Source organism: Micromonospora haikouensis (assembly GCF_000876225.1).
Lineage (GTDB): Bacteria > Actinomycetota > Actinomycetes > Mycobacteriales > Micromonosporaceae > Micromonospora > Micromonospora haikouensis.
Window position 1 is genome coordinate 1,505,779 of sequence record NZ_JXSX01000003.1, and the last position, 24,436, is coordinate 1,530,214.

23 protein-coding genes are annotated in these 24,436 nt (G+C 74.2%); 15 read left to right on the forward strand and 8 right to left on the reverse strand.

The window, feature by feature from the left end; all coding sequences use genetic code 11:
• Nucleotides 1–81: 81 nt before the first annotated feature.
• The 7 genes from aceB (at nt 82) to TK50_RS27785 (ending at nt 7,062) form a co-directional block, all read left to right on the forward strand.
• The gene (aceB, locus tag TK50_RS27755; RefSeq protein ID WP_043968379.1) at nt 82–1,653 is read left to right on the forward strand and encodes a malate synthase A; all 1,572 of its coding nucleotides are present in this window, start codon (nt 82–84) and stop codon (nt 1,651–1,653) included.
• A 163-nt stretch (nt 1,654–1,816) separates the two neighbouring features.
• Entirely contained in the window at nt 1,817–2,680 is an 864-nt protein-coding gene (locus TK50_RS27760) for a phosphogluconate dehydrogenase C-terminal domain-containing protein (protein ID WP_043968380.1), read from the forward strand.
• Entirely contained in the window at nt 2,677–4,425 is a 1,749-nt protein-coding gene (locus tag TK50_RS27765) for a dihydroxyacetone kinase family protein (RefSeq protein WP_043968382.1), read from the forward strand. Before TK50_RS27760 ends, TK50_RS27765 begins: the two co-directional genes overlap by 4 nt.
• Complete coding sequence (locus TK50_RS27770; protein ID WP_043968385.1) at nt 4,422–4,895, forward strand: ribose-5-phosphate isomerase; 474 nt, start codon at nt 4,422–4,424, stop codon at nt 4,893–4,895. The genes TK50_RS27765 and TK50_RS27770 overlap by 4 nt, the downstream gene beginning before the upstream one ends.
• Before the next feature lie 4 nt (nt 4,896–4,899).
• The gene (locus TK50_RS27775) at nt 4,900–5,751 is read left to right on the forward strand and encodes a triose-phosphate isomerase family protein (RefSeq protein ID WP_063838630.1); all 852 of its coding nucleotides are present in this window, start codon (nt 4,900–4,902) and stop codon (nt 5,749–5,751) included.
• Complete coding sequence (locus TK50_RS27780; RefSeq protein WP_043968387.1) at nt 5,736–6,533, forward strand: sugar phosphate isomerase/epimerase family protein; 798 nt, start codon at nt 5,736–5,738, stop codon at nt 6,531–6,533. Before TK50_RS27775 ends, TK50_RS27780 begins: the two co-directional genes overlap by 16 nt.
• A gap of 208 nt (nt 6,534–6,741) precedes the next feature.
• Nucleotides 6,742–7,062, forward strand: coding sequence for a hypothetical protein (locus TK50_RS27785; RefSeq protein WP_043968389.1), 321 nt, complete (start codon nt 6,742–6,744; stop codon nt 7,060–7,062).
• Between the two features lie 99 nt (nt 7,063–7,161).
• Here the strand turns inward: TK50_RS27785 and TK50_RS27790 are convergent, their stop codons facing one another.
• Genes TK50_RS27790 through TK50_RS27800 form a run of 3 tightly spaced genes read right to left on the reverse strand, consistent with a single transcriptional unit; the run spans nt 7,162 to nt 9,149 of the window.
• Complete coding sequence (locus tag TK50_RS27790; RefSeq protein ID WP_043968391.1) at nt 7,162–7,791, reverse strand: class I SAM-dependent methyltransferase; 630 nt, start codon at nt 7,789–7,791, stop codon at nt 7,162–7,164.
• Entirely contained in the window at nt 7,788–8,792 is a 1,005-nt protein-coding gene (locus TK50_RS27795) for an alpha/beta hydrolase (RefSeq protein WP_043968393.1), read from the reverse strand. Before TK50_RS27795 ends, TK50_RS27790 begins: the two co-directional genes overlap by 4 nt.
• A 51-nt stretch (nt 8,793–8,843) precedes the next feature.
• On the reverse strand, nt 8,844–9,149 hold the full coding sequence (locus tag TK50_RS27800) for a putative quinol monooxygenase (RefSeq protein WP_043968394.1): 306 nt from the start codon (nt 9,147–9,149) through the stop codon (nt 8,844–8,846).
• A 297-nt stretch (nt 9,150–9,446) separates the two neighbouring features.
• On the opposite strand from TK50_RS27800, the gene TK50_RS27805 reads away from it, so the two are divergent.
• Nucleotides 9,447–10,049 carry a ferritin-like domain-containing protein gene (locus TK50_RS27805; protein ID WP_144420422.1) on the forward strand — a complete coding sequence of 201 codons (603 nt, stop codon included), beginning with the start codon at nt 9,447–9,449 and terminating at the stop codon, nt 10,047–10,049.
• Here the strand turns inward: TK50_RS27805 and TK50_RS27810 are convergent.
• The 5 genes from TK50_RS27810 to TK50_RS27830 form a co-directional block, all read right to left on the reverse strand.
• Nucleotides 9,985–12,750 (reverse strand): ATP-binding protein, encoded by a 2,766-nt coding sequence (locus TK50_RS27810; RefSeq protein WP_043968398.1) that lies wholly within the window; start codon nt 12,748–12,750, stop codon nt 9,985–9,987. The two genes, TK50_RS27805 and TK50_RS27810, sit on opposite strands and share 65 nt — an antisense overlap.
• Before the next feature lie 139 nt (nt 12,751–12,889).
• Complete coding sequence (locus TK50_RS27815) at nt 12,890–13,798, reverse strand: AraC family transcriptional regulator (protein WP_043968400.1); 909 nt, start codon at nt 13,796–13,798, stop codon at nt 12,890–12,892.
• 125 nt (nt 13,799–13,923) lie between these two features.
• Nucleotides 13,924–14,448, reverse strand: a complete 525-nt coding sequence (locus tag TK50_RS27820; protein WP_043968401.1) for a sigma-70 family RNA polymerase sigma factor — start codon at nt 14,446–14,448, stop codon at nt 13,924–13,926.
• A 110-nt stretch (nt 14,449–14,558) separates the two neighbouring features.
• Nucleotides 14,559–15,320 carry an SDR family oxidoreductase gene (locus TK50_RS27825; RefSeq protein WP_043968402.1) on the reverse strand — a complete coding sequence of 254 codons (762 nt, stop codon included), beginning with the start codon at nt 15,318–15,320 and terminating at the stop codon, nt 14,559–14,561.
• 209 nt (nt 15,321–15,529) lie between these two features.
• Nucleotides 15,530–15,934: an ester cyclase gene (locus TK50_RS27830; RefSeq protein ID WP_052503968.1), complete on the reverse strand. Its 405-nt coding sequence runs from the start codon at nt 15,932–15,934 to the stop codon at nt 15,530–15,532.
• Between the two features lie 501 nt (nt 15,935–16,435).
• On the opposite strand from TK50_RS27830, the gene rhaI reads away from it, so the two are divergent.
• The 7 genes from rhaI to TK50_RS27865 all read left to right on the forward strand — a co-directional run bounded on the left by rhaI (nt 16,436) and on the right by TK50_RS27865 (nt 24,416).
• Entirely contained in the window at nt 16,436–17,614 is a 1,179-nt protein-coding gene (gene rhaI, locus TK50_RS27835) for an L-rhamnose isomerase (RefSeq protein WP_043968403.1), read from the forward strand.
• A 36-nt stretch (nt 17,615–17,650) separates the two neighbouring features.
• The gene (locus TK50_RS27840; RefSeq protein WP_043968404.1) at nt 17,651–19,684 is read left to right on the forward strand and encodes a bifunctional rhamnulose-1-phosphate aldolase/short-chain dehydrogenase; all 2,034 of its coding nucleotides are present in this window, start codon (nt 17,651–17,653) and stop codon (nt 19,682–19,684) included.
• The gene (locus tag TK50_RS27845; protein ID WP_043968405.1) at nt 19,681–21,138 is read left to right on the forward strand and encodes a rhamnulokinase; all 1,458 of its coding nucleotides are present in this window, start codon (nt 19,681–19,683) and stop codon (nt 21,136–21,138) included. Before TK50_RS27840 ends, TK50_RS27845 begins: the two co-directional genes overlap by 4 nt.
• Entirely contained in the window at nt 21,117–21,896 is a 780-nt protein-coding gene (locus TK50_RS27850; RefSeq protein ID WP_043968407.1) for a (Fe-S)-binding protein, read from the forward strand. Before TK50_RS27845 ends, TK50_RS27850 begins: the two co-directional genes overlap by 22 nt.
• Complete coding sequence (locus TK50_RS27855) at nt 21,893–23,323, forward strand: lactate utilization protein B (RefSeq protein ID WP_043968409.1); 1,431 nt, start codon at nt 21,893–21,895, stop codon at nt 23,321–23,323. The genes TK50_RS27850 and TK50_RS27855 overlap by 4 nt, the downstream gene beginning before the upstream one ends.
• The gene (locus TK50_RS27860) at nt 23,320–23,937 is read left to right on the forward strand and encodes a LutC/YkgG family protein (RefSeq protein WP_043969474.1); all 618 of its coding nucleotides are present in this window, start codon (nt 23,320–23,322) and stop codon (nt 23,935–23,937) included. Before TK50_RS27855 ends, TK50_RS27860 begins: the two co-directional genes overlap by 4 nt.
• A gap of 98 nt (nt 23,938–24,035) precedes the next feature.
• On the forward strand, nt 24,036–24,416 hold the full coding sequence (locus TK50_RS27865; protein WP_043969475.1) for a VOC family protein: 381 nt from the start codon (nt 24,036–24,038) through the stop codon (nt 24,414–24,416).
• Nucleotides 24,417–24,436: the final 20 nt, after the last annotated feature.

The following is a 24,436-nucleotide window of genomic DNA, read 5'->3' on the forward strand; positions in this document are numbered from 1 at the left end:
CGGCCGGGCGCCAGCGGCCCCGGCCGCCGAGAGCTGGTGCATGGCGGCCCTCTGGCCGCCGCCGAGACTGGAGGAGCCACCGTGACCGTTTCCTACTCCGCCGCGCCGCCGCTGAGCGAGCGTGCGCGGGCCGAGGTGCTCAGCCCGGCCGCCCTGGAATTCGTGGCCGAGCTGCACCGCCGCTTCGACCCGCGCCGGCGGGAGCTGCTGGCCGCCCGCACCGCCCGACCCGCGCCGACCGGCTTCCTGCCGGAGACCGCCGACGTGCGGGCCGGCGACTGGCGGGTCGCCGCGCCCCGCCCCGACTACGCCGACCGCCGTGTCGAGATCACCGGCCCCACGGACCGCAAGATGGTGATCAACGCCCTCAACTCGGGGGCCCGCGGCTTCATGGCCGACTTCGAGGACGCCAACAGCCCGACCTGGCGCAACCAGGTCGAGGGCCACCTCAACCTGACCGACGCGATCGACCGGACGATCACCCACGACGCCTCCGACGGCCGGCGGTACCGGCTGGTCGACTCGCCGGCCACGCTGCTGGTCCGCCCGCGCGGCTGGCACCTGGTCGACAAGCATCTGCTGGTCGACGGCGTCCCCGTCGCCGGGGCGCTGATGGACTTCGGGCTGTTCGCCTTCCACAACGCCCGCCGGCTGCTGGAGCGGGGCAGCGCACCCTACCTCTACCTGCCGAAGCTGGAGCACCACCTGGAGGCGCGGCTGTGGAACGACGTGTTCGTCCACGCCCAGGACGCGCTCGGGGTGCCCCGGGGCAGCATCCGGGCCACGGTGCTGATCGAGACGTTCCCGGCGGCGCTGCAGATGGACGAGATCCTGTTCGAGCTGCGGGAGCACTCGTACGGGCTCAACGCCGGCCGCTGGGACTACATCTTCTCGATGATCAAGACTTTTCGGGACCGGCCGGGGTTCGTGCTGCCGGACCGCACGGCGGTGACGATGACCGTGCCGTTCATGCGGGCGTACACGGAGCTGCTGGTGGCCACCTGTCACCGGCGCGGCGCGTTCGCGATGGGTGGCATGGCCGCCCTCATCCCGTCCCGCCGCGACCCGGAGGCCAACGCCCGGGCCGTGGCGGCGGTGGACGCGGACAAGCGCCGCGAGGCCGGCGACGGCTTCGACGGCACCTGGGTCGCCCACCCCGACGTGGTGCCGGTGGCCCGCGCGGCGTTCGACGCGGTGCTGGGGGAGCGGCCGAACCAGATCGACCGGCGGCGCGACGACGTCACGACCACCCCGGCCGACCTGCTCGACGTGGCGTCGACCCCGGGGTCGGTCACCGAAGCCGGGCTACGGGGCAACGTCAGTGTGACGTTTCAATACCTGTCGTTCTGGCTGACCGGTCGCGGCGCGGCCGGGATCGACAACCTGATGGAGGACGCCGCGACGGCCGAGATCGCCCGATCCCAGGTCTGGCAGTGGATCCGGCACGGCGCGCAGCTGCCCGACGGGCGGGTGGTCACCCGGGACCTGGTGGCCGGCATCCTCGCCGAGGAGACGGCGCGGATCGCCGCCGAGGTCGGCGACCGGGTGTGGCGACAGGGTCGCCCGGAGGACGCGCGGGAAGTCTTCGCGCGCGTCGCCCTCGCCGACGAGCTGCCGGAATTCCTCACCCTGGTGGCGTACGACCGGCTGTAGGTCGCCGTCGCGGGGCGGCCCGTTGACCGTCCCGCGCCATCTACTGTAACGTTTCATTTCGTCGGGCCGTGACCCCGTGGCATCCGCCCGGGACCGCCCGCCTCCCGCCGCCCGCCGGCCCCACCCTTCGCCAACCCTCTGCCACCCTCGTGAGGAGCCCCTCATGTCCACCTCGGACCTGGTCATCACCGTCGTCGGCGCCGGCGGCAAGATGGGCCTGCGGATCTCGGCCAACCTCCAGCGCAGCGGCCACACCGTCCGCTACTGCGAGAACCACCCGCCGGCCCAGGCCCGGGTGACCGCCGAGGGCCGCGAACTCAGCGACACGGCCACCGCCGCCGCCGACAGCGACGTCGTCGTCCTCGCCGTTCCCGACGTGCTGCTCGGGGAGATCTCCGCGCAGCTCGTGCCGCTGCTCAAGCCGGGCGCCGTCGTGCTCACGCTCGACCCGGCCGCCGCCTACGCCGGCGTCCTCGCCCGCCGCGACGACATCCACCTCGCCTGCGCCCACCCCTGCCACCCGTCGGTCTTCCTGGAGCGCACCACCGGCGAGGAGTACGCCGACACCTTCGGCGGGGTCGCCGCCGCCCAGGACGTCGTCGCCGCGCTCGAGTCCGGCGACGACGCCGTACGGGCGCGCGTCGAGGACGTCGTCCGCATCATGTACGGCCCGGTGCTCGACGTGCACTGGGTCACCGTCAAGCAGCTCGCCGTCCTGGAGCCGACCCTGGTCGAGACCGTCGCCTGCATGATCAGCGGCCTGCTCCGCGACGCGCTGCACGAGACCGTCCACACCGTCGGCGTGCCCGAGCCGGCCGCGAAGGCGATGCTCTTCGGCCACATCCAGGTGGCGCTGAGCAACTCGCTGCGCGGCTCCAACCCGTTCTCCGAGGCGTGCCTCATCGCCATGGACTACGGGCGGGAGACCATCGTGCGCGACGACTGGAAGCGCATCTTCGACGACGCCGAGCTGGACTCCGTCATCGCCCGGATGCTGCGTATCGACGCGGTGCGGCCGGCCCGATGACCCGCCTGTCCAACGACCCCGCCCGCTTCGCCGAGCAGGCCCTCGACGGCTTCGCCGCGGCCCACCCGGGGCTGGTGCGCCGGGTGAGCGGCGGCGTGGTCCGGGCGGCCGCCCCCGCACCGGGGCGGGTCGCCGTCGTCGTCGGCGGCGGCAGCGGACACTACCCGGCGTTCGCCGGCCTGGTCGGCGACGGCCTCGCCCACGGCGCGGCCGTCGGCAACGTCTTCGCGTCCCCGTCGGCCCGGCAGGTCCGGTCGGTGGCGCGGGCCGCGTCCGGCGGCGGCGGGATCCTGCTGGCGTACGGCAACTACGCCGGCGACGTCCTCAACTTCACCGCCGCCCGGGTGCACCTGGAGGCCGAGGGCGTCGACTGCCGCGCCGTCGCCGTCACCGACGACCTGGCCAGCGCCCCGGCCGAACAGGCCGACCGGCGGCGGGGGATCGCCGGGGGACTGGTGGTGTTCAAGGTGGCCGCTGCCGCCGCCGACCGGGGGCTCGACCTCGACGAGGTGGAGCGGATCGCCCGGCTGGCCAACGCCCGGACCCGTTCGTTCGGGGTCGCCCTGACCGGCTGCACCCTGCCCGGCGCGGCCGCCCCGCTGTTCGCGGTCCCCGGCGGGCGGATGGCCGTCGGCCTGGGCATCCACGGCGAGCCCGGCATCGACGAGCGGGACCGCCCCAGCGCCGACGGCCTGGCCGAGCTCCTCGTCGACACCGTCCTCGCCGAACTGCCGGCCGGGATCGACGCCCCCGCCGGCCAGCGGGCCGCCGTCCTGCTCAACGGGCTGGGCAGCGTCAAGTACGAGGAGCTGTTCGTCGTCTACCGGCGGGTCGCCGAGCTGCTCGCCGCCGCCGGTGTGCAGGTCGTCGCCCCGGCCGTCGGCGAGCTGGTGACCAGCTTCGAGATGGCCGGCGTCTCGCTGACCGTGTGCTGGCTGACCGACGAGCTGGTCCCGCTGTGGTGCGCCCCGGCCGACGCCCCCGGCTTCCGGCGCGGCCTGTCGGCCACCGCCGCCGCGCCGCCCGCGCCGGTCCTCGCCGAGGAGGCGGAGGAACCCGTGCCGCCCGCGAGCCCCGCGTCGCGGGCCGCCGGCCGCCGCCTGCTCGGCGCGCTCGTGGCGGCGCGGGACGCCGTCGACGCCCACGCCGACGAGCTGGGCCGCATCGACGCCCTGGCCGGCGACGGCGACCACGGCATCGGGATGAGCCGGGGCGTCAACGCCGCCGTGTCCGCCGCGGTGGCCGCCGTCGCCGCCGGAGCCGGGGTCGGCACCGCGCTGACCCGGGCCGGGGACGCCTGGGCCGACGCCGGCGGCGGCACCTCCGGCGCGCTGTGGGGGGTGGCCCTGCGCGGGGCGGCCGTGGCCCTCGGCGACGACCGCGAGCCGACCGCCGCGCGGGTGACCGGGGCGGTCTCCCGGGCGCTGGCCGACGTCACCCGGGTCGGCGGGGCCGCCGTCGGCGACAAGACCCTCGTCGACGCGTTCGCGCCCTTCGCCGCCACGCTGGCCGACCGCGTGCAGGCCGGACAGCCGGTCGCCGCCGCCTGGCGGGAGGCCGCCGCCGTGGCCGACGTGGCGGCCCGGGCCACCGCCGACCTGGTGCCCCGCGTCGGTCGGGCCCGCCCCCTGGCCCACCGCAGCGTCGGCGCCCCGGACGCGGGGGCGGTCTCGCTCGCCCTGATCCTGGCGGCCGTCGCCGACGCCGCCACCGCACCCACCCGTGAAGAGGAGACCGCGCGATGAGCGCCAGCAGACTGCGGATCGTCGTCGGCGCCGACGACGCCGGCTACCAGTACAAGGAGATGCTCAAGGCCGACCTGCGCGGCCACGAGCGGGTGGCCGAGGTGATCGACGTGGGCGTCGACGCGGACGGGCACACCGCGTACCCGATCGTCGCCATCGCCGCCGCCGAGATCGTCGCGGCGGGCCGGGCCGACCGGGCGCTGCTGGTCTGCGGCACCGGCCTGGGCGTGGCCATCGCCGCCAACAAGGTCGCCGGCATCCGCGCGGTCACCGCCCACGACAGCTACTCCGTCGAACGGGCCATCCTGAGCAACAACGCCCAGGTCCTCACCTTCGGCCAGCGCGTCATCGGGCCGGAGCTGGCCCGCCGGCTGGCCCGCGAGTGGCTGGGCTACGACTTCGACGACTCGTCGCCGTCGGGGGCGAAGGTCCGGCTGATGTCGACGTACGAGTCGACCGGGTCGTGCTGAGCCGATGCGCGACCGGCCGCTGACCGTCGGGGTCAGCCTCAAGATGTACTTCGGGCAACGCGAGACGCTGCGTTGGTGCGCGGACGTGGCGCGACTGGCCCGCGCCCACGACGCCGTCCAGGCCGGACGGGTCGAGCTGTTCGTGCTGCCGTCGACGCCGCTGATCGCCCCGGTCCGGGGCGTCCTCGCCGGCACCCGCGTCCACGTCGGCGCCCAGGACCTGCACCACACCGACCGGGGCGCGGTCACCGGCGGCACCAGCGGCGCGCTGCTCGCCGAGCTGGGCTGCCGCTACGCCGAGGTGGGGCACTTCGAGCGCCGTACCCTCTTCGGGGAGGACGACGCCGTCGTCGCCGCCAAGACCGCGGCGGCCCTGCGCAACGGCCTGACGCCGGTGCTCTGCGTCGGCGAGCCCGACCGGGTCGACGCCCCGGCGGCCGCCGCCGACTGCGTCGCCCAGGCCCGCGCCGCCCTCGCCGCCGCCCCGCCCGGTCCCGTGGTGTTGGCGTACGAGCCGTGGTGGGCCATCGGCCGGCCCGAGCCCGCCCCGCCGCAGCACATCGGGGCCGTCACCGGTCCCTTGCGCGACTGGATCGCCGACCAGCCGGGCCGGGCCGGCAGCCGGGTGATCTACGGCGGCAGCGCCGGACCGGGGCTGCTCGGCCGGCTCGGCGACCGGGTCGACGGGCTCTTCCTCGGCCGGTTCGCCCACGACCCGGCGGCCCTGGCCGCGATCCTCGACGAGGCGACCGCCCTCACCGGTGCCGCCGGGGACAGTGCCGCCACCGGGGACACCGCAGACACCGCCGGTGGCGCGCCGGCCCGCACCGGGGAGCCGCCGTGGCCATCGGCCTGAGCACGTACTCGTTCTTCTGGCGCTGGACGGCGGCGCAGCGCCCGCTGTCCCTGACCGACATGGTCGAGCGGACCGCCGAGGCCGGCGCGACCGTCTTCCAGGTCTGCGACTACCCGCCGATCGAGGAGGCGTCCGACGGGGAGCTGGAGCGGCTGCGCCGCCGGGCGTCCGCCCTCGGCGTCCGGCTGGAGCTGGGCACCCGGGGCGTCGCCGGCCCGCACCTGGCCCGCTACCTGGACCTGGCCGGCCGGCTCGACGTCGCCTTCGTGCGCACCATGCTGAACACCGCCGCGCACCGCCCGACCGTCGCCGAGGCCGTCGCCCTGCTCGCCGCCGCCCTGCCCGGGTACGCCGCCCGGGGCGTCACCATCGGCCTGGAGACCTACGAGCAGGTGGCCACCGACGACCTGCTCGCGGTGGTACGCGGAGTGGACGACCCGCACCTGGGGGTGTGCCTCGACCCGGCGAACTGCGTGGCCCGGCTCGAACTGCCCGCCACCACCGTGGAGCGCACCGCGCCGTACGTGGTGAACCTGCACGTCAAGGACTTCGCCTTCACCCGGGCCCCGGGCTGGGTGGGCTTCTCGCTGGTCGGCTGCCCGCTCGGCACCGGCCTGCTGGACTACGCCGCGATGGTGGCGTGGGTCCGTCCGGTCGAGCGCGGGATCAACCAGATCGTCGAGCACTGGCTGCCCCGGCAGGACTCGATCGAGCGCACCTGCGCGGTCGAGGACGAGTGGACCCGGCACAGCGTGGAGTTCCTGCGCCGGGCCGGGAGCTGAGCCCCCGGTCAACCCCCATGCGCCGGGTTCCCGCCGCAGGTGCTGCCCTCCGGCCGGGTGACACGTAGGCGAGCCCGTCGAATTCATCGGCTCGGGCAGATAGATCTGTCGAGTATCTCACCGGGCGCGATCGTTGAGAACTCATGCATCTCGATGGATGGTGGATCGGCAGCGCACAGACAGCTCGTCGAGCACAGGAGGCAGCAGCATGAGGAAGCGGATCATTCGTACCGTCATGGGCCTGGCCCTCGCTGCGGGGGCCACCGCCGCGATGGCGCTGCCGGCGCACGCAGCGCCGGCTGCGGGCCTTACCTTCTACCAGGGCACGTTCGCCACCCCGGTGCTGCACGTCGCCGAGCCCGACGGCGCCTGCACGGCGTTCCCGGCGGGCGCCGACTCCCTGGCCGCCGCCGGCGGTGTGGAGCAGGTCCTCGCGTTCCGCAGCGCCGACTGCGCGGGCGCGGCGGTGGGCCTGGGCACCCTGCGGACCTTCCCGGCCGGCGAGTACCACTCCTTCCGGGCGTTCTGAGCCGTTCCCGGGGGGTATGGCCACCGCCCCCTGGCGACCACCCCGCGCCGGACACGTCCGCTGCTCCCCATGGCCAACCCGTCTCTCGGGGTTCGGTTCTCAGCGGGCCAGGGACACCAGCGTGCGTGGCCGCGCGGTGGCCCGGGGCCGCCGGCAGAAGTACACGAAGGCCGGCGGTAGGTTGGCCCACACCGTGCGGCCGGTCACGACCTCCTCGAACCGGTCGCCCAGCGCCCGCCGCAGTCGTCGGGCTGCCGGGGCCCAGCGGGCGATCGTGTAGCCGAACGTGGTGAAGGCCCCGTCCGGGGTGAGCGCGTCGGTGACGGCGTGTAGAAGCTCGTCCTGCTGGCCCCCGGCGAACGCCGCCCACGGCAGCCCGCTCACGATCACGTCCGCCCGGCCGTGGCCCCGCTGCGCCAACACGTCGCCGAGGTCGCGTGCGTCGGCCACGGCGACGTCGAGCCGTGGGTGCCGGGCGGCCAGCAGGCCGGCGAACCGCTCGTTGACCTCGACCGCGAGGTGGCGGCCCCGGCCGGCGAGCCGACGCTGGATGGCAGCCGTGAACGCCCCGGTGCCGGGGCCGAGTTCGACCACCAGCGGCTCGCCGACGCCGGGCACGGGCGCGGTGACGAGATCGGCCAGCGGCCCACCGCTGGGGGCGACCGCGGCGACGGTGAACGGGTCACGCAGGAACTCGCGCAGGAACGCCACCCGGTGGTTGTCGTTCATCGCCCGGCTCGCTGCCCGGAGAGCTGCGGCCGGGCCGGCCCGGCGGCGGGGTCCAGGACCCGGGCGAGCCAGTCGGTGCGGGCGCGGCGGGCCTGGGCCGAGATCCGCGCCTGCGGGTACAGGGCGTCGAACCCGTGGAAGCCGCCCGCCCAGACGTGCAGCTCGGCCTGGCCGCCGTCGGCCCAGATGCGGGTGGCGTACGCGACGGCCTCGTCGCGGAACACCTCGGCGGTGCCGGCATCGACGTAGGCGTCCGGCAGGCCGGACAGGTCGTCGGCCGTCGCGGGGGAGACGTGACCGGGCACGGCGTCGTCGGCCAGGTCGCCGAGCACCGACCGCCAGCCGAACTCGTTCATCTCGCGCGTCCACACCCCGGGCTCGCCGGCGTACTGGCGGCTGGAGGTGGTGTCGTTGTGATGATCGAGCATGGGGCAGATGAGCACCTGGGCGGCGAGCGGCGGGCCGCCGCGATCGCGGGCCAGCAGGGCGATCCCGGCGGTGAGGCCGCCGCCGGCGCTGATCCCGGCGACGACGATCAGGCCCGGGTCGACGCCCAGCTCGTCGGCGTGCTCGGCCACCCACAGCAGGCCGTGGTAGCAGTCGTCGACCAGGCTGGTGCCGGTGGCTTCGGGGGCCAGCCGGTAGTCCACGGAGACCACGACGGCGCCGAACCGGTCGAGCCATTCCAGGGGGATGTCGAGCTGGGAGAAGCGGTCACCCATCACCATTCCGCCGCCGTGCATCCAGTAGACGCAGGGGGCCGGGGCGGTGTGTTCCGGGCCGGCGGGGCGGAAGACGGACAGCGGGATGTCCGTGCCGTCCGGGCCGGCGATGTCGACCTCGCGCCGGTCGATCGCCCGGCCTTCGAGCAGCGGCTCCACCGGCAGTGTCGAGAACTGCCGGATCTGCGGGAGCACCTCGCGGTTGAGCTCGGGTACGAGCGGCATGTCGGCCAGGAGCGCGCGCAGCTCGGGGTCGAAGGGGGGACGTGTCAGTGCCATGAGGGGTTTCCTGTCGTGTTCGATGTGGACGGACAGACGGGCGGGCGGGTTTCAGATGGCGGCCTTGCCGCCGACCGGCACCTCGTCGAGGTACGCCGGCTCGCCGACGATCAGCGGCTGGAGTTGCGCCACCAGGGCCTGTGCCTCGGCGGTGGCGAAGAACCGGTGGTGCGCCTCCTCGGTCGTCCAGCCCTCGGTGACGTGGACGATGTCGGAGGCGGTGGCGGACCGGCCGATCAGGAAGACGACGCAGTCCTCGTTCGCCAGCGACGGCGAGGCGAGCAGGAAGTCGACGAGGTCGTCGCCCTTGCCGGGCTGGGCGGTCATGGTGGCGTGGAATCCGTAGCTGATGCTCATCGGGCACTCTCCTCGGCGGCTGCCACCGGAGGTCGGCGGCGACGGTATTGCCTGCTGGGCTCCACTCTCGGTGCCAGCCGGTCGGCCTTCATCTGTCATCCGACTTCCGAAATGTGGGTCGCCGACCGTGGATGACCTAGCCGGTGGTGCCGCGCACGGCGGGCCCCGCCCCTGGGTGCGAGGGGTCACGCGATCCGGTCCGAAGCCGCGAGGGCCGCCCGGCGTCGATGCCTCAGCCCGTTGGTTAGGTCATTCGACAGATGCGCGGGCCGGGAGCCGCGCCGCACGATCGACGGCGTGACGCCACCAGGACGGGAACACCGCGCATCGCCGCCCACCGTGCTGCGGATGCGCGAGGTCCGCGACCGCGCCCTGTTCGACCTCGACGACGGGCCGGTCACGCCGTCGAACCGGGCCGACCTGACGGCGATCACGCGCCTGCTCAACGTGCTGCTGGCGAGCCTGGTCGTGTCCTCGTTGCAGTACGAGCAGCACGCGCTGGGCGTCCGCGCCCCGTCGGCCCGTCTGCTCGCGGAGCTTCTGTTCGCCGGGGCCGACCGCGACCGTGGCGACGCGCGGCTGGTCGCGACCCGGATCCGGCAACTCGGGTGCGTCGGCGACTACGACCCACAGCACCTGAGCGTCCGGTCGCGGGTCGCCTTCCGGGCGTTTCCCGACGGTGACGTCGTCGGTATCGTGACGCAGAACCTCGTCGGGGCGCGAATTCTCGTCCAGACGTTGCAGGAGGCGGTGCGCTGGATCGGCGACGACGACCCCACCACCCGCCGGCTCCTGGAGCGGCTGCTTGAGGCGAAGGAGACGCAGGCCGACGAGCTCAGCGCACAGTCTGCTCAGCAGCAGGCGACGACAGAGCGTCCCGGAGCGCGGCCCGCGACGTGACGCCCAGCTTGGGGAAGATCCGGTACAGGTGGGCGCCGACGGTCCGGTGGGACAGGAACAGGCGCTCGGCGATCTGCTTGTTCGTCATGCCGCTCGCCGCCAGCTCCGCGATCTGGAGTTCCTGCGCGGTCAGCGCGGTCAGGCCACCCCGCTGGCGAGGGACCGGTCGGTAGCCGCAGGCGCGCAGTTCCCCCTCCACCCGGGCGAGCCAGGGCTCGGCCGCCATGGCGGCGAACCCGTCCCGTGCGGCGAGCAGGTGCCGCCGCGCATCCGCCGACGACCGGGTCCGCCGCAGCCGCTCCCCGAGGGCCAACCGCACCCGGGCGCTGTCGAACAGCCACCGTCGGGTCGCGGCGTCGGCCAGCAGGACCTCCAGGCCGGCCACCGACTCGTCGTCGTCGAGGACGAGGGCCTCCGCGCCGGCCTGGAGCAGGGCCATCCGGGGCGACAATCCAGCCACGTCCGCGTCCCGCATCGCCTGGACGTGTGCCCGCGCCTCGGCCGTGCGCCCGGTGCGTACGGCCGCCTCGACCAGGTCGAACATGACCCAGGTGCAGTGCGGCACGTGGGAGGCGAGCACACCGGGCGGGCACATCGCGGCGGCGTGCCCGAAGGCGGCGTCGTAGTCACCCTGCCCCAAGGCGGCGAGCGCCCGGGGATGCTGCGCGAACAGCGCGGCGGCGGCCACCCCCCGGGGCAGCGCCCAGTGGGTGATCTCGTCGGCGAGCGCGTACGCCTCGTCGAACCGTCCCCGGCCGGCGGCGAGGATCGCCCGGTTGTACCGGAAGTACCACGCGAAGAACGAGAAGCCGGTGGTGTCGCAGACCCGCTGACCCTCGGCGGCGAGTTCCTCGGCCTCGTCCCACCGGCCGGTCAGGAAGTCGTCGAGGCACAGGTGCATCAGGGCCCCGAGGTGCCGGCGGGGCGCCCCGCCGTTGCGCCCGTGCTCGACCAGCCGCCAGGATGCCTCCCGCGAGTCGCCGAGACGATCGAGGTACACCGAGGCCGTGCCGATCCGCATGATGCGGGTGGGGTCCTCGTTCTCGGTCAGCGTGCGGAGCACCGCGTCGATCCGACCCAGCGCGGCCTTCCCGGTGCGCACCGGGTCGGCGAAGCTGTCGCTCGCCAGCGCGAGCACGTCCGGCGGCCGGGGCCGGATCCGGCGCAGCATCGCGAAGAACGGTTCCCAGTACTCCGGCGTGCTGCCGTACCAGCACAGCAGCAGCAGGGTGTGCATGGCCTCGACGAGCGCGGGGTCGTCGGCCCGGTAGCCGTGGTCGCCGGTCTCGATGGCACCCACCAGCAGCCGGTGGGCGGTGTTCACGTCGCCGTCCCCGTTGATCATGAGGAAGGCGGTCGCGTTGCCCGCGTGCAGCGAACCAGCCGAGTCGGGAGCCGCCCGACGCGCGTCGGTCAGCCAAGTCTTCGCGTCGTCGATGGTGCCGCTGGCCTCGGCGCCGATGTACGCGGCCTGGGCGAGCCGCCGTCCCCGGCCGGCGCTCGTGGTGCTCAGCTCGGCGGCGCGGACCAGGGCCGCCACCGCCGCGAACCCGTCCCCGCGCCCCATCACCCGGTGCGCCGCCTCTTCCAGGAGTTCCGCCACCGCCTCGTCCGGGCCGACGGAGGCCGCCGCGAGGTGCCACGCGCGGCGTTCCTCGTCGTCGACCAGGGCTCCGGCGAGGGCGACGTGTGCGGTGCGGCGCTCCTCGTGGGTGGACATGGCCACGATCGCCGAGCGGATCAGCGGATGCCGGAACGCGATCCGGGCCGTGGCGTCGTCCACCCGGACGAGCTGCGCCCGCTCCGCGGGGGCCAGGTCGGCCAGGCTGGACTGGTCGGGCAGCGCGGCGCGGAGCACCCGGACGTCGCCGGTGCCCTCGAAGGTGGCCAGCAGCAGCACCCGCCGAGTCGCCTCGGGCAGCCCCGTCAACCGGGCTGCGAAGATCGCCTGTAGCCGGTCGCTGAGGGGGACCACTTCGGGTTGCGTCCCCGTGCGCCGCACGGAACCCAGCAGCGCGGCGGGCAGCTCCATCAGCGCGAGGGGGTTGCCCTGGGCGAGGTCGAGCAGGCGGCGACGTACCCGCGCCGGCAGCTGCGGGTGGCAGGCGTCGACCAGCCGCCCCGCGGCCCCGTCGTCGAGCGGCCCGACGACGTGCTCGGACAGCCCTCGCAGGTCGAGGAAGCTCACCGATCCCGTCCTGGTCGACGCCAACAACCCGGCCCGGCGACCCGCCAGCCGCCGGGCGACGAAGCCGAGGACGACGGCGCTCGCGCGGTCGATCCAGTGCACGTCGTCGACCACCAGCACGACCGGCCCGTCGGCCGTGAGTTCGGTGACGAGCAGCAGGGCGGCGTTGCAGACCAGGAGGACGTCCGGTGGCGTGCCGACACCGAAGCCGAGCGCCACCGACAGGGCCTCGCGCGGACCGGGTGGGAGGCGGTCGAGGGCTGCGTGCACGGGCAGCAGCAGCTGGTGCAGGCCGGAGTAGCTGACGTCGGCCTCGAACTCCGACCCGGACGCCCGCAGCGCGCGCATACCGTCGGCGAGGGCGAGTTCCGTCGCGGCGGTCATCAGGGCGGACTTGCCGACCCCCGGCTCGCCGCAGATCAGTCGCGTGCCGCCGCCACGGCGCACTCCGTCGAGGAACTCGGCGAGCTGAGCCAGGTCGTCGTGGCGTCCGAACAGTTCGCTACCGGCCACCCGTACCTCACGCGCCCGTCGTTGTCCGTCGGCCCGGCCGACCTCGACCCTCTGCCCGGGCAGGCTACCGGCGGTGATCCGTCGTCCGGCCGTTCGTCGGGCAGGCGGGCAGGATCGGGCAAGAGAACGCGAGTTCCGGTCAACTGTCGCGGGGCGCGACCCGCGCGGCGGTGCCAGTGTGCAGGCGGGCCGCGTCCTGGCGGGGCGGGCCCCCGAACTGCCGGCGGTACTCGCGGCTGAACTGGGCGGGGCTCTCGTAGCCGACGCGGCGGCTGACCCCGGCGATGTCGCCGGGGTTGGCGGCGAGCAGCAGCCGGGCGCGTTGCAGGCGGATCTGCTTCTGGTACTGGATCGGGCTCATCGAGGTGACGGCCTGGAAGTTGCGGTGGAACGCGGAGACGCTCATGCCTGCCTGTTGCGCCACGTCCTCGACGCGGAAGGGCTGCGCGTAGTTGTCGCGGATCCACTGGACGGCCCGGGCGATGTGGCTGAGGCTGCTGTCGGGCAGGCCGAACTGGCGCAGGACGCCGCCCTGCTCGCCGGTGAGCAGCCGCCAGATGATCTCCCGCTTGATCAGGGGCGCGATCATGGGGATGTCGCGGGGCTGGTCGAGCAGGCGCAGCAGGCGGACGGCGGCGTCGAGCAGCTCGACGGGGGCCCTGCTGACGGCCAGGCCGGCCGGTGCGCCGGGGCCGGCTGCCGGCAGGCCCGCGGGGTCCGCCTGCAGCAGCACCTCGGCGACGGCGGCCGGCTGGAGGGTCAGGCCGAAGCCGAGCGCCGGCTCCTCCGGGCTGGCCCGGGCGAAGTGCGCGGTCACCGGCAGGTCGACCGAGGCGACGAGATAGTCGCCGGCCTGGTACTCGTACACGCGGTCGCCCAGTGCGAACCGTTTCGTGCCCTGCGCGACGAGGGCCAGCACCTTGCCGTAGGTGGTCGGCGTCGGCGGGTTGGGCCGATCGGCGCGGAAGATGCGCACGTCGGCGATGCCGGTGCTCAGGTCGGGGCGGGCGTGCCGGTCCAGCAGGGTGCGCAACTCGTCGAGCGGCATGGCCGCAATTGAACCACCGTGACCACGATCCGGGTTCCGGGCTCACCCGCCGCCGGCCAGCCGGGACCGCCGGCGACGGCAGTGCCGGGTACGCACCCGGGGGAGTGTGGCAGCCCCTGCCCCCGTCAGCCCTCTCCCATCGCGGCACGGAGGGCCCGCAGCGCGTAGTAGACACGGGAGCGCACGGTGCCGACCGGAATGCCCAGTTCGGCGGCGATCTCATCGACTGTCCGGTCACGGAAGTAGACCTCGTGCAACACCCGGCGGTGGTCTGCGCTGAGCCGAGCGACCGCCTGGCGTAGCGCCTGGCTCGCGATCGCCGTGCCGGCCGTCTCGTCGCCGGTCACGCCATACTCCTGGTCCGCCTGGGCGGCGACCTCGACCGGGCGAGCCTGCCGCCGCCGCGCCTCGTCGATGACCAGCCGCCGGGCGACGGTGAACAGCCAGCGCCGGCTGCTGCCCCCGCTGTCCGGCGGCAGCGAGTCGAGGTGGCGCCACGCCCGGATCAGGGTCTCCTGCACCACGTCCTCGGCGGTGTGCCGGTTGCCCATGGTCAGCCCCCGAACGAACCGGGCCAGCGGTGTGCCGTGCGCGGCGAGCAGCTCACGGATGCGGGTGTCGGTGTCGTGCTCACTGGCCAGGCAGCTCACAGGGTGGTCCTATCGCTGAGGCGGCGCGTCTTCGTGGTGCACGCGGTCCGACCCCGGACGCCGCGGGGCCGGACCGCCCGGACCGCGCCTCACCGCGCGGTCCGGCTGGATCACCTCGCCTGGTCGAGCCAGACGGCGTCGGGGCCGGCAGGGAACCGCAACTGGCCGGTGGTGTCGTGGACGGCCCGCCACACCGCCTCGGCGACGTCGCTCTCCCTGGTGAACAGGTCCTGGTTGACGAAGCCGCCGAGGGCCTTCTTCGCGAAGGGCTCGTAGGGCGCCGGGACCAGCCCGTCCAGCGACCCGGTGAGGTCGGCGTGACTCGTGGCCCCGGCGGCGAAGTTCGTCGTCAGGCAGGCGCCCGGCTCGACGGTCTTCGCCCGCACGCCGAACTCGGCGAGCTCCAGGGCGAGGGACGCGGTGAAGCCCTCGATGGCCATCTTGCTGGCCTTGTAGACCGCCGAGAGCGGCATGTGGCCGAGCACCACGCTGGAGGTCACGTTGACCACGACCCCGCAGCCGCGCTCGCGGAACTGGGGCAGCACCGCCTGGGTGGTGGCCATCACCCCGAAGGTGTTGGTCTCGAAGATCTCCCGTACCCGGGCCATGGGCGTGCCCTCGAACACGCCGATCAGCCCGACGCCGGCGTTGTTGACCAGGACGTCGACGGGCCCCGCCGCGGCGAACGCGGCGGTGATGGTGTCGGGCCTGGTCACGTCGAGTTCGAGGACGCGGAGCCGGTCCGACTCGGGCAGGACGTCCGCGCGCGGCGTCCGCATCGTGGCGATGACGTTCCACCCCTGCTCGAGGAAGTGCCGTGCGGTTTCCCGCCCGTATCCGGATGAGGCGCCGGTGATGAGAACTGTCTGCATGGCAAGGCTCCTGTCGCCCGTTCGGCTGATTGTCGAACCAATCCTGTTCGGCGAACTGGTGCCTCACATCGGTCATTCGACTTCCCGCCGGGGCCGTCACGGGAGCCGGTGACCTACGCGACGGCGGTCCTGTCTGTCCGGCTCCTGCGGGCGGCGGCCATGGTCGGGCCGGATGGTCGGCAGGACCCCGTCGTGGGCCGGTTGCCTGACTACGCCGGCAGGGCACCGATCTGCCGCATGATGGTCAACCGGTCCGGAGAGACCCAGAACTCCGCGATCCTGCCCGCCTCGATTCGCATGACGCCGATGCCGACCGCCGACACCCGCCGCCCGCTTGCGGGCACACCCAGCAGTTCCCCGTGGTGGGTGCCTTCGTATCGACAGCGCAGCGCCACGTGGTCGCCGTCCGCGATCAACTCGTCGAGGGGGTGCCGCAGATCGGGCATGCCGGCGAAGAACGCGTCGCCGAACTCCTTTACCCCCTGCCGGTCCATGGACGGCAGCCCGGCAGGGTGGAAGCGGTAGTCGTCGGTGCACAGGTGCAGCGGGGTCGTCCGGCCGCGGTCCAGTTCCCGGAAGTAGTCGCGGACGATCCGCTTGTTCTCCTCGGACATGGGGGTCCTCTCAGGTGGGGATCGGGATGTGCGGAGCCGGGGCGGAGCCCGCCGCGACGGCTCGCCGGTCAGTCTGGTGCGGAGGGCATCGTGGGGCCTCTGTCATTCGACTGCGTTTCGGGAGGACCGCGCGGTGGCCCGCCCCCCTTGCGGTGGCGGACCTGGGGCCTCCGCGCCGCCACCCCGACCCCCGGACACCTGAAGGTCCGCGCGGAGGTGCTGGAGATCGTCGGCCTAAAACGTTTTATGGGGTGCAAGGGTCTGCTGCCGGAATTGTGCTGACACGATCGGATCGCGAAGGCCGGCACCGCGGCGTGGGCCAGCCGGCCGTATGACGTCGGGAAAGCGCTTGAACCTCTTGACGTTCGCTGGCGCGCACCCTACGGTCCTATCTCGGGACGCGCATGAAACGATTCAGGTGCGTCGCGAGGCAGTCGGACGTGCCGTACGGCGGCTGGACCAACCCGGGGCGCAACTCGCCGCCCGGACGGGAGAAGCACCATGACGCAGACCGAAGCGACCCGCGACCGGGTCGAGCAGGCCCTGCGCGCCCAGCGCATCGAGACGGCGTCCTGGGCGTTCGGCAATTCCGGTACGCGGTTCAAGGTGTTCGCCCAGGAGGGCGTGCCGCGCGACCCGTACGAGAAGATCGCCGACGCGGCCACCGTGCATCGGTTCACCGGCGTCGCCCCCTCCGTCGCACTGCACATCCCCTGGGACCGGGTCGACGACTACGCGGATCTGGCCCGCCATGCGAAGGAGCAGGGCGTGGCCCTCGGTGCGATCAACGCCAACGTCTTCCAGGACGACGACTACCGGCTCGGTTCGGTCACCAACCCCGACCCGGCGGTGCGCCGCAAGGCGATCGACCACCTGCTGGAGTGCGTCGATGTCATGGACGCGACCGGTTCGCGGGATTTGAAGTTGTGGTTCTCCGACGGCATCAACTATCCCGGGCAGGACGACCTGCGCGCCCGGCAGGACCGTCTCGCGGAGGCGTTGCGGGAGACGTACGACCGGCTGGGCGGCGACCAGCGGATGTTGTTGGAGTACAAGTTGTTCGAGCCGGCGTTCTATGCCACGGATGTGCCGGACTGGGGCACCGCGTATGCGCACTGCCTCCAGCTCGGGCCGCGGGCGCAGGTGGTGATCGATACCGGGCATCATGCGCCGGGGACGAACATCGAGTTCATCGTGGCGGTTCTGTTGCGGGCTGGGAAGTTGGGTGGTTTCGACTTCAATTCGCGGTTCTACGCCGACGACGATCTGATGGTGGGTGCGGCGGATCCGTTCCAGTTGTTCCGGATCATGCACGAGATCGTGCTGGCCGATGCCCTGCGTCCGGAGGCCGGCGTCGCGTTCATGCTCGATCAGTGTCACAACATCGAGCCGAAGATCCCGGCGGTCATCCGGTCGGTGATGAACGTGCAGGAGGCCACTGCGAAGGCGCTGCTGGTCGACCGGGCCGCGTTGCGGGCCGCCCAGGACGCCGGTGACGTGCTCGCGGCGAACGCGGTGCTGATGGACGCGTACCACACCGACGTGCGGCCCGTGCTCGCCGAACTGCGCGCCGACGCGGGCCTGGACCCCGACCCGATGAGCGCGTACGCCCGCTCCGGCTACTTCGAGAAGATCCGCGCCGAACGCGTCGGCGGACAGCAGGCCGGCTGGGACGCCTGAGCGCCGGCCGAGAAACGCAGACAGGGGAAACAAGGAATGCACTCCGAGGTTCAGGCACTGGTGGCCCGCAGCAACCGGCTCGGTGCCGACCCGACCACGACCAACTACGCCGGTGGCAACACCTCGGCCAAGGGCGAGGCGACCGACCCGGTGACCGGCGGGCCCGTCGAGCTGCTGTGGGTCAAGGGCTCCGGCGGTGACCTCGGCACCCTGACCGAGGCCGGGCTGGCGGTGCTGCGGCTCGACCGGCTGCGCGCACTGGCCGACGTCTACCCCGGCGTCGACCGGGAGGACGAGATGGTCGCCGCGTTCGACTACTGCCTGCACGGGCGGGGCGGGGCGGCACCGTCGATCGACACGGCCATGCACGGGCTGGTCGACGCCGCGCACGTCGACCACCTGCACCCCGACGCCGGCATCGCCCTCGCCACCGCCGCCGACGGGCCCGCGCTCACCAAGGAGATCTTCGGCGACCGGGTGCTGTGGGTGCCGTGGCGGCGGCCCGGGTTCCAGCTCGGCCTCGACATCGCCGCCGTGGCCAGGGCCAACCCGCAGGCGATCGGGGTCGTTCTCGGCGGGCACGGCATCACCGCGTGGGGGGCCACCAGCGAGGAGTGCGAACGCCACTCTTTGGAGATCATCCGCACGGCGCAGGCGTACCTCGACCGGCACGGCCGACCCGAGCCGTTCGGCCCGGTGATCGCCGGGCACGAGCCGCTGCCGCCGGCGCAGCGGCGGGCCCGCGCCGCCGCGCTCGCGCCGGTCCTGCGCGGCCTGGCGTCGACCGACCGCCCGCAGGTCGGCCACTTCACCGACAGCGACGTCGTGCTCGACTTCGTCGCCAGGCAGCGGCACCCCGCCCTCGCGGCGCTGGGCACCTCCTGCCCCGACCACTTCCTGCGCACCAAGGTCCGCCCGATGGTGCTGGACCTGCCGCCGTCGGCGTCGCTGGACGAGACCGTCGCCCGGCTGAAGGAGCTGCACGCGGCCTACCGCGACGACTACCGCGCCTACTACGAGCGGCACGCGAGCCCGGACAGCCCGCCGATGCGCGGGGCCGACCCGGCGATCGTCCTCGTCCCCGGCGTCGGCATGTTCAGCTACGGCCCCAACAAGCAGACCGCCCGGGTCGCCGGCGAGTTCTACGTCAACGCCATCAACGTCATGCGCGGTGCCGAGTCCGTGTCGACGTACGCCCCGATCGACGAGGCGGAGAAGTTCCGCATCGAGTACTGGGCCCTGGAGGAGGCCAAGCTCGCCCGGATGCCGAAGCCGAAGCCCCTCGCCACCCGGATCGCGCTGGTCACCGGGGCCGGCTCCGGCATCGGCCGGGCCATCGCCCACCGCCTCGCCGCCGAGGGCGCCTGCGTGGTCGTCGCCGACCGCGACACCGCCGCCGCCGAGACCGTGGCCCGTGAGCTGGGCGGCGCCGACGTCGCGGTGGCCGTGCCGGTCGACGTCACCGACGCCGGGGCCGTGGCCGACGCGGTCGCTGCGGCGGTGCTCGCCTACGGCGGCCTGGACCTCGTGGTCAACAACGCCGGGCTGTCGCTGTCGAAGTCGCTGCTGGACACCACCGAGGCGGACTGGGACATCCAGCACGACGTGATGGCCAAGGGCTCCTTCCTGGTCTCGCGCGAGGCCGCCCGGGTGCTCGTCGACCAGGGCATGGGCGGCGACATCGTCTACATCTCCAGCAAGAACTCCCTGTTCGCCGGCCCCAACAACGTCGCCTACGGCGCGGCCAAGGCCGACCAGGCGCACCAGGTCCGGCTGCTCGCCGCCGAACTCGGGGGCCACGGCATCCGGGTCAACGGCATCAACCCCGACGGGGTGGTGCGCGGCTCCGGCATCTTCGCCGGCGGCTGGGGCGCGAAGCGGGCCGCCGTCTACGGGGTGCCCGAGGAGCGGCTGGGCGAGTACTACGCCCAGCGCACCCTGCTCAAGCGGGAGGTGCTGCCCGAGCACGTCGCCAACGCCGTCTTCGTGCTCACCGGCGGCGAGCTGTCCCACACGACGGGCCTGCACGTCCCGGTCGACGCCGGCGTCGCGGCGGCCTTCCTCCGGTGAGCGCCGTCGTCGATGTCGCCGCGGTCGACCTCGGCGCGTCCAGCGGCCGGGTCATGGTCGGCCGCGTCGGCCCGGGGCGGGTGGCGCTCACCGAGGCGCACCGGTTCCCCAACGTGCCCGTCCGCGTCGGCGGCACCCTGCACTGGGACATCCTCCGCCTGTGGCAGGGGGTCGTCGCCGGGCTGCGCGCCGCCGGCCCGGTGACGAGCGTCGGCGTCGACTCCTGGGCCGTGGACTACGGGCTGCTCGACGCCACCGGCGCGCTGCTGGGCAACCCCGTGCACTACCGCGACGCGCGCACCGACGGGGTCGCCGAGCGGGTCGAGGAGCACCTGGGCCGGGAGCGGCTGTACGCCACCACAGGGTTGCAGCGGCTGCCGTTCAACACCCTCTACCAGCTGGTCGCGGCGGCCGGCACGCCGCAGCTGGCCACCGCCGACCGGCTCCTGCTGATCCCGGACCTGATCACCTACTGGCTCACCGGCCGCCTCGGCGCGGAGGTCACCAACGCCTCGACCACCCAGCTGTACGACCTGCGCCGCCGGGCCTGGGCCACCGACCTGATGGCCGAGGCGGGGGTTCCCGCCGGACTGCTGCCGCCCCTGCACCCGCCGGGCACCCGGATCGGCCCGGTCCGGCCCGACCTGGGGCTGCCCGGCACCCCCGAGGTGGTGGCGGTCGGCTCCCACGACACCGCGTCCGCCGTCGTCGGCGTGCCCGCGGCCGGCGAGCGGTTCGCCTACGTCTCCTGCGGCACCTGGTCGCTGGTCGGCGTCGAACTCGACGCCCCGGTGCTCACCGAGGCGAGCCGGCGGGCCAACTTCACCAACGAGGCCGGTGTCGACGGCACCGTCCGCTACCTGCGCAACGTGATGGGCCTGTGGCTGCTGCAGGAGTCGGTGCGCACCTGGGGCGACGTCGACCTGCCCGCCCTGCTGCGCCAGGCGGCCGAACAGCCGGCGTTCCGGTCCGTGGTGGACCCCGACGACCCGGTGTTCCTGCCGCCCGGCGACATGCCGGCGCGGATCGCCGACGCCTGCCGGCGCGTCGGCGAGCCGGTGCCGGACACCCCGGCGGCCACGGTCCGCTGCGTCCTGGACAGCCTGGCGCTGGCCCACCGGCGGGCCGTGCGCCAGGCCCAGGAGCTGTCCGGCCGGTCGGTCGACGTCGTGCACGTGGTCGGCGGGGGTGCCCGCAACGAGCTGCTCTGCCAGTTGACCGCCGACGCCTGCGGGCTGCCGGTGGTCGCGGGGCCGGTCGAGGCCACCGCGCTGGGTAACATTCTCGTGCAGGCCCGGGCGGCCGGCGCGGTCGGCGGCGACCTGGCCGCGCTGCGGGGCCTGCTGCGTGCGACGCAGCGCCTCGTCCGGTACGAGCCGAGGGGCGACCAGGCGGCCTGGCGGGCCGCGCAGGAGCGGATGGGTGGTGGAGGATGCGCGTCGCGTTGTTCGTGACCTGCCTGGCCGACACCCTGTTCCCGCAGGCGGCGGTGGCGACGGTGCGGCTGCTGGAGCGCCTCGGGCACGAGGTCGTCTTCCCCGAGGACCAGACGTGCTGCGGGCAGATGCACGTCAACACCGGCTACCCGGACGACGCGCTGCGGCTGGTCCGCCGGCACGTGCGCGTCTTCGCCCCGTACGACGTGGTGGTGGCGCCCTCCGGGTCGTGCGTGGGATCGGTGCGGCACCAGCACGCCACGGTGGCCCGGCGGGCGGGCGACGAGCGGCTCGCCGGCCGGGCCGAGGAGGTCGCCGCGCGCACGTACGAGCTGTCCGAGTTCCTCGTCGACGTGGCCGGGGTCACCGACGTCGGGGCCTACTATCCGCACCGGGTGACGTACCACCCGACGTGCCACTCGCTGCGGATGCTGCGGGTGGGCGACCGGCCGCTGCGCCTGCTGCGCGCCGTACGCGGGCTGGAGCTGGTGGAGCTGCCGCAGGCGGAGCAGTGCTGCGGCTTCGGCGGCACCTTCGCGGTGAAGAACCCCGACACGTCGACGGCGATGCTCGCCGACAAGATGCGCCACGTGCTGGCCACCGGGGCCGACGTGTGCACCGCCGGCGACGCCTCCTGCCTCATGCACATCGGCGGTGGGCTGTCCCGGCTGCGCGCCGGCGTGCGCACCGTGCACCTGGCCGAGATCCTGGCCAGCACCGAGGCGAACCCGGCCGGCGGGGCGGTCGCGACGCCGGCCACCGGAGGTGCGCGATGACCGAGACCTTCCTCGGCATGCCGGCCACCGCCCCGCCCGGCGTCGGGCACCTGCGCGGCGACGAGCCGTTCCCGGTGGCCGCCCGGCGGGCGTTGGGTGACGCCCAGCTGCGCCGCAACGTGGGCCACGCCACCAGCACCATCCGCGCCAGGTCGGCGGCCGTGATCGGCGAGGTGCCCGACTGGCCGCAGCTGCGGGCCGCCGCCCGGGCGATCAAGACGGACACCATGGCCCGCCTGCCCGAGCTGCTGGAGCAGCTGGAGGCGGCGGTCGGTCGGGCCGGCGGGACGGTGCACTGGGCCGCCGACGCGGTCGAGGCCAACCGGATCGTCACCGACCTGGTCCGGGCGGCCGGCGCCGACCGGGTGATGAAGGTCAAGTCGATGGCCACCCAGGAGATCGGCCTCAACGAGGCCCTGGAAGCCGCCGGCATCGAGCCGGTCGAGACCGACCTCGCGGAGCTGATCGTGCAGCTCGGCGACGACCGGCCCAGCCACATCCTGGTGCCGGCGATCCACCGCAACCGGGCCGAGATCCGGGAGATCTTCCTGCGCACCATGCCCGGGGTGGACCCGGCGCTCACCGACGAGCCGGCGGCCCTGGCCGCCGCTGCGCGCCGGCACCTGCGCGAGACGTTCCTGAGCACCCGGGTCGCCGTGTCCGGGGCGAACTTCGCCGTCGCCGAGACCGGCACCCTCGCCGTTGTCGAGTCCGAGGGCAACGGGCGGATGTGCCTCACCCTGCCGGAGACCCTGATCACCGTCATGGGCATCGAGAAGGTCGTGCCCACCTGGCGCGACCTGGAGGTCTTCCTGCAACTGCTGCCCCGGGCGTCGACGGGTGAGCGGATGAACCCGTACACCTCGATGTGGACCGGCGTCACCCCCGGCGACGGCCCGCAGGCGTTCCACCTGGTGCTGCTCGACAACGGCCGCAGCGCCGTGCTCGCCGACCCGGTCGGCCGGGAGGCGCTGCACTGCATCCGCTGCTCGGCCTGCCTCAACGTCTGCCCCGTCTACGAGCGCACCGGCGGGCACGCCTACGGGTCGGTCTACCCGGGGCCCATCGGCGCGGTGCTCTCCCCGCAGCTCACCGGCGTCGCCGACAACGCCTCCCTGCCGTACGCGTCGTCGCTCTGCGGCGCCTGCTACGACGCCTGCCCGGTGATGATCGACATCCCGTCGATCCTCGTCCACCTGCGCGGCCAAGCGCCGCACCCGAGGGGCGAGGCGGCGGCGATGGCCGCCGCCGCGTACACGATGGACCATCCCGCGCTGTACGCGGCCGCGCAGCGCGGCGCGAAGCTGAGCCGGCTCGCCGGCCCGCGCGGGCGCGGCCTGCCCCCGCCGCTGTCGGGCTGGACGGCCAGCCGCGACCTGCCGGAGCCGCCGCCGCAGACCTTCCGCCAGTGGTGGGCCGACCGGTGACCGCCCGCGACCTGATCCTCGGCCGCCTGCGGGCCGCGCTGGCCGCACCCGCGCCCCCGCCGGCCGAGGTGCCCCGGGACTACCGGCCCGCCGGCGCCGTGGCCGCCGACCTGGACGTGCTCGCGGACCGGCTCACCGACTACCGGGCGACCGTGCACCGGTGCGCGGACGCCGACGTCGCCCGGGTCGTCGACGAGGTGCTCGGCGGCCGGCGGGTCGTGGTGCCGCCCGGGCTGCCCCCGCACTGGCTGCCGCCCGGAGTCACCGCCGTGACCGACGACGGCCTCGACGCCGCGCGGATCGCCGCGGTCGACGGCGTGGTCACCGCGGCGGCCGTGGCCGTCGCCGAGACCGGCACCATCGTGCTCGACGGGGCCCCGGACCAGGGCCGCCGGGTCGTCACCCTGCTGCCCGACGTGCACGTGTGCGTGCTGCGGGCCGACCAGGTCGTCGCCACCGTGCCGGACGCCCTCGCCCGCCTCGACCCGCGCCGCCCCCTGACCTGGATCAGCGGGCCGTCGGCCACCAGCGACATCGAACTCGACCGGGTCGAGGGCGTCCACGGGCCCCGCAACCTGCACGTGGTCCTCACCGGCGGGCCCGGCGAGGGCTGAAAACCCGTCGCGTCGGCCCACCCCGCCCGGTACGGTCTCCGGCGTGTTCCCGCCGTCGGGAGCGCGATGCTTGTTCCCCTCACTGTTAGGTGGCGTCGATGGCCTGTCGGATCAGCGAACTCGTGCTCAGTTGCCGCGACCCCGAGGTGCTGGCGCGGTTCTGGTGCGAGGTGCTGGACTACGTGGTGCTCGACCGCGAGGGCGACGGCAGCATCGAGATCGGGCCGCGCGAGGGGTTCGGCGGCCCGCAGCCGACGATCATCCTCGCCCCCACCGACGAGCCGGAGCGGGCGAAGCCCCGGCTGCACATCGACGTCAACGCCACCGACCGCGACCAGGACGCCGAGCTCGAACGACTGCTCGCGCTCGGGGCGCGCCGGGCCGACGTCGGCCAGACCGGCGAGGAGTCCTGGCACGTCCTCGCCGATCCCGAGGGCAACGAGTTCTGCCTGCTCAAGGCCCGCCTCAAGCCGCTCTGAGGGTGGGCGGGGCGGGGCGC

What these genes read in the sequence shown, in the direction of transcription:
- TK50_RS27760 (WP_043968380.1), top strand. Translation starts at nt 1,817, where the DNA reads ATGTCCACCTCGGACCTGGTCATCACCGTCGTCGGCGCCGGCGGCAAG.
- TK50_RS27765 (WP_043968382.1), top strand. Translation starts at nt 2,677, where the DNA reads ATGACCCGCCTGTCCAACGACCCCGCCCGCTTCGCCGAGCAGGCCCTC.
- TK50_RS27770 (WP_043968385.1), top strand. Translation starts at nt 4,422, where the DNA reads ATGAGCGCCAGCAGACTGCGGATCGTCGTCGGCGCCGACGACGCCGGC.
- TK50_RS27775 (WP_063838630.1), top strand. Translation starts at nt 4,900, where the DNA reads ATGCGCGACCGGCCGCTGACCGTCGGGGTCAGCCTCAAGATGTACTTC.
- TK50_RS27785 (WP_043968389.1), top strand. Translation starts at nt 6,742, where the DNA reads ATGAGGAAGCGGATCATTCGTACCGTCATGGGCCTGGCCCTCGCTGCG.
- TK50_RS27790 (WP_043968391.1), bottom strand. Translation starts at nt 7,791, where the DNA reads ATGAACGACAACCACCGGGTGGCGTTCCTGCGCGAGTTCCTGCGTGAC.
- TK50_RS27795 (WP_043968393.1), bottom strand. Translation starts at nt 8,792, where the DNA reads ATGGCACTGACACGTCCCCCCTTCGACCCCGAGCTGCGCGCGCTCCTG.
- TK50_RS27800 (WP_043968394.1), bottom strand. Translation starts at nt 9,149, where the DNA reads ATGAGCATCAGCTACGGATTCCACGCCACCATGACCGCCCAGCCCGGC.
- TK50_RS27815 (WP_043968400.1), bottom strand. Translation starts at nt 13,798, where the DNA reads ATGCCGCTCGACGAGTTGCGCACCCTGCTGGACCGGCACGCCCGCCCC.
- TK50_RS27825 (WP_043968402.1), bottom strand. Translation starts at nt 15,320, where the DNA reads ATGCAGACAGTTCTCATCACCGGCGCCTCATCCGGATACGGGCGGGAA.
- TK50_RS27830 (WP_052503968.1), bottom strand. Translation starts at nt 15,934, where the DNA reads ATGTCCGAGGAGAACAAGCGGATCGTCCGCGACTACTTCCGGGAACTG.
- rhaI (WP_043968403.1), top strand. Translation starts at nt 16,436, where the DNA reads ATGACGCAGACCGAAGCGACCCGCGACCGGGTCGAGCAGGCCCTGCGC.
- TK50_RS27840 (WP_043968404.1), top strand. Translation starts at nt 17,651, where the DNA reads ATGCACTCCGAGGTTCAGGCACTGGTGGCCCGCAGCAACCGGCTCGGT.
- TK50_RS27850 (WP_043968407.1), top strand. Translation starts at nt 21,117, where the DNA reads ATGCGCGTCGCGTTGTTCGTGACCTGCCTGGCCGACACCCTGTTCCCG.
- TK50_RS27855 (WP_043968409.1), top strand. Translation starts at nt 21,893, where the DNA reads ATGACCGAGACCTTCCTCGGCATGCCGGCCACCGCCCCGCCCGGCGTC.
- TK50_RS27865 (WP_043969475.1), top strand. Translation starts at nt 24,036, where the DNA reads ATGGCCTGTCGGATCAGCGAACTCGTGCTCAGTTGCCGCGACCCCGAG.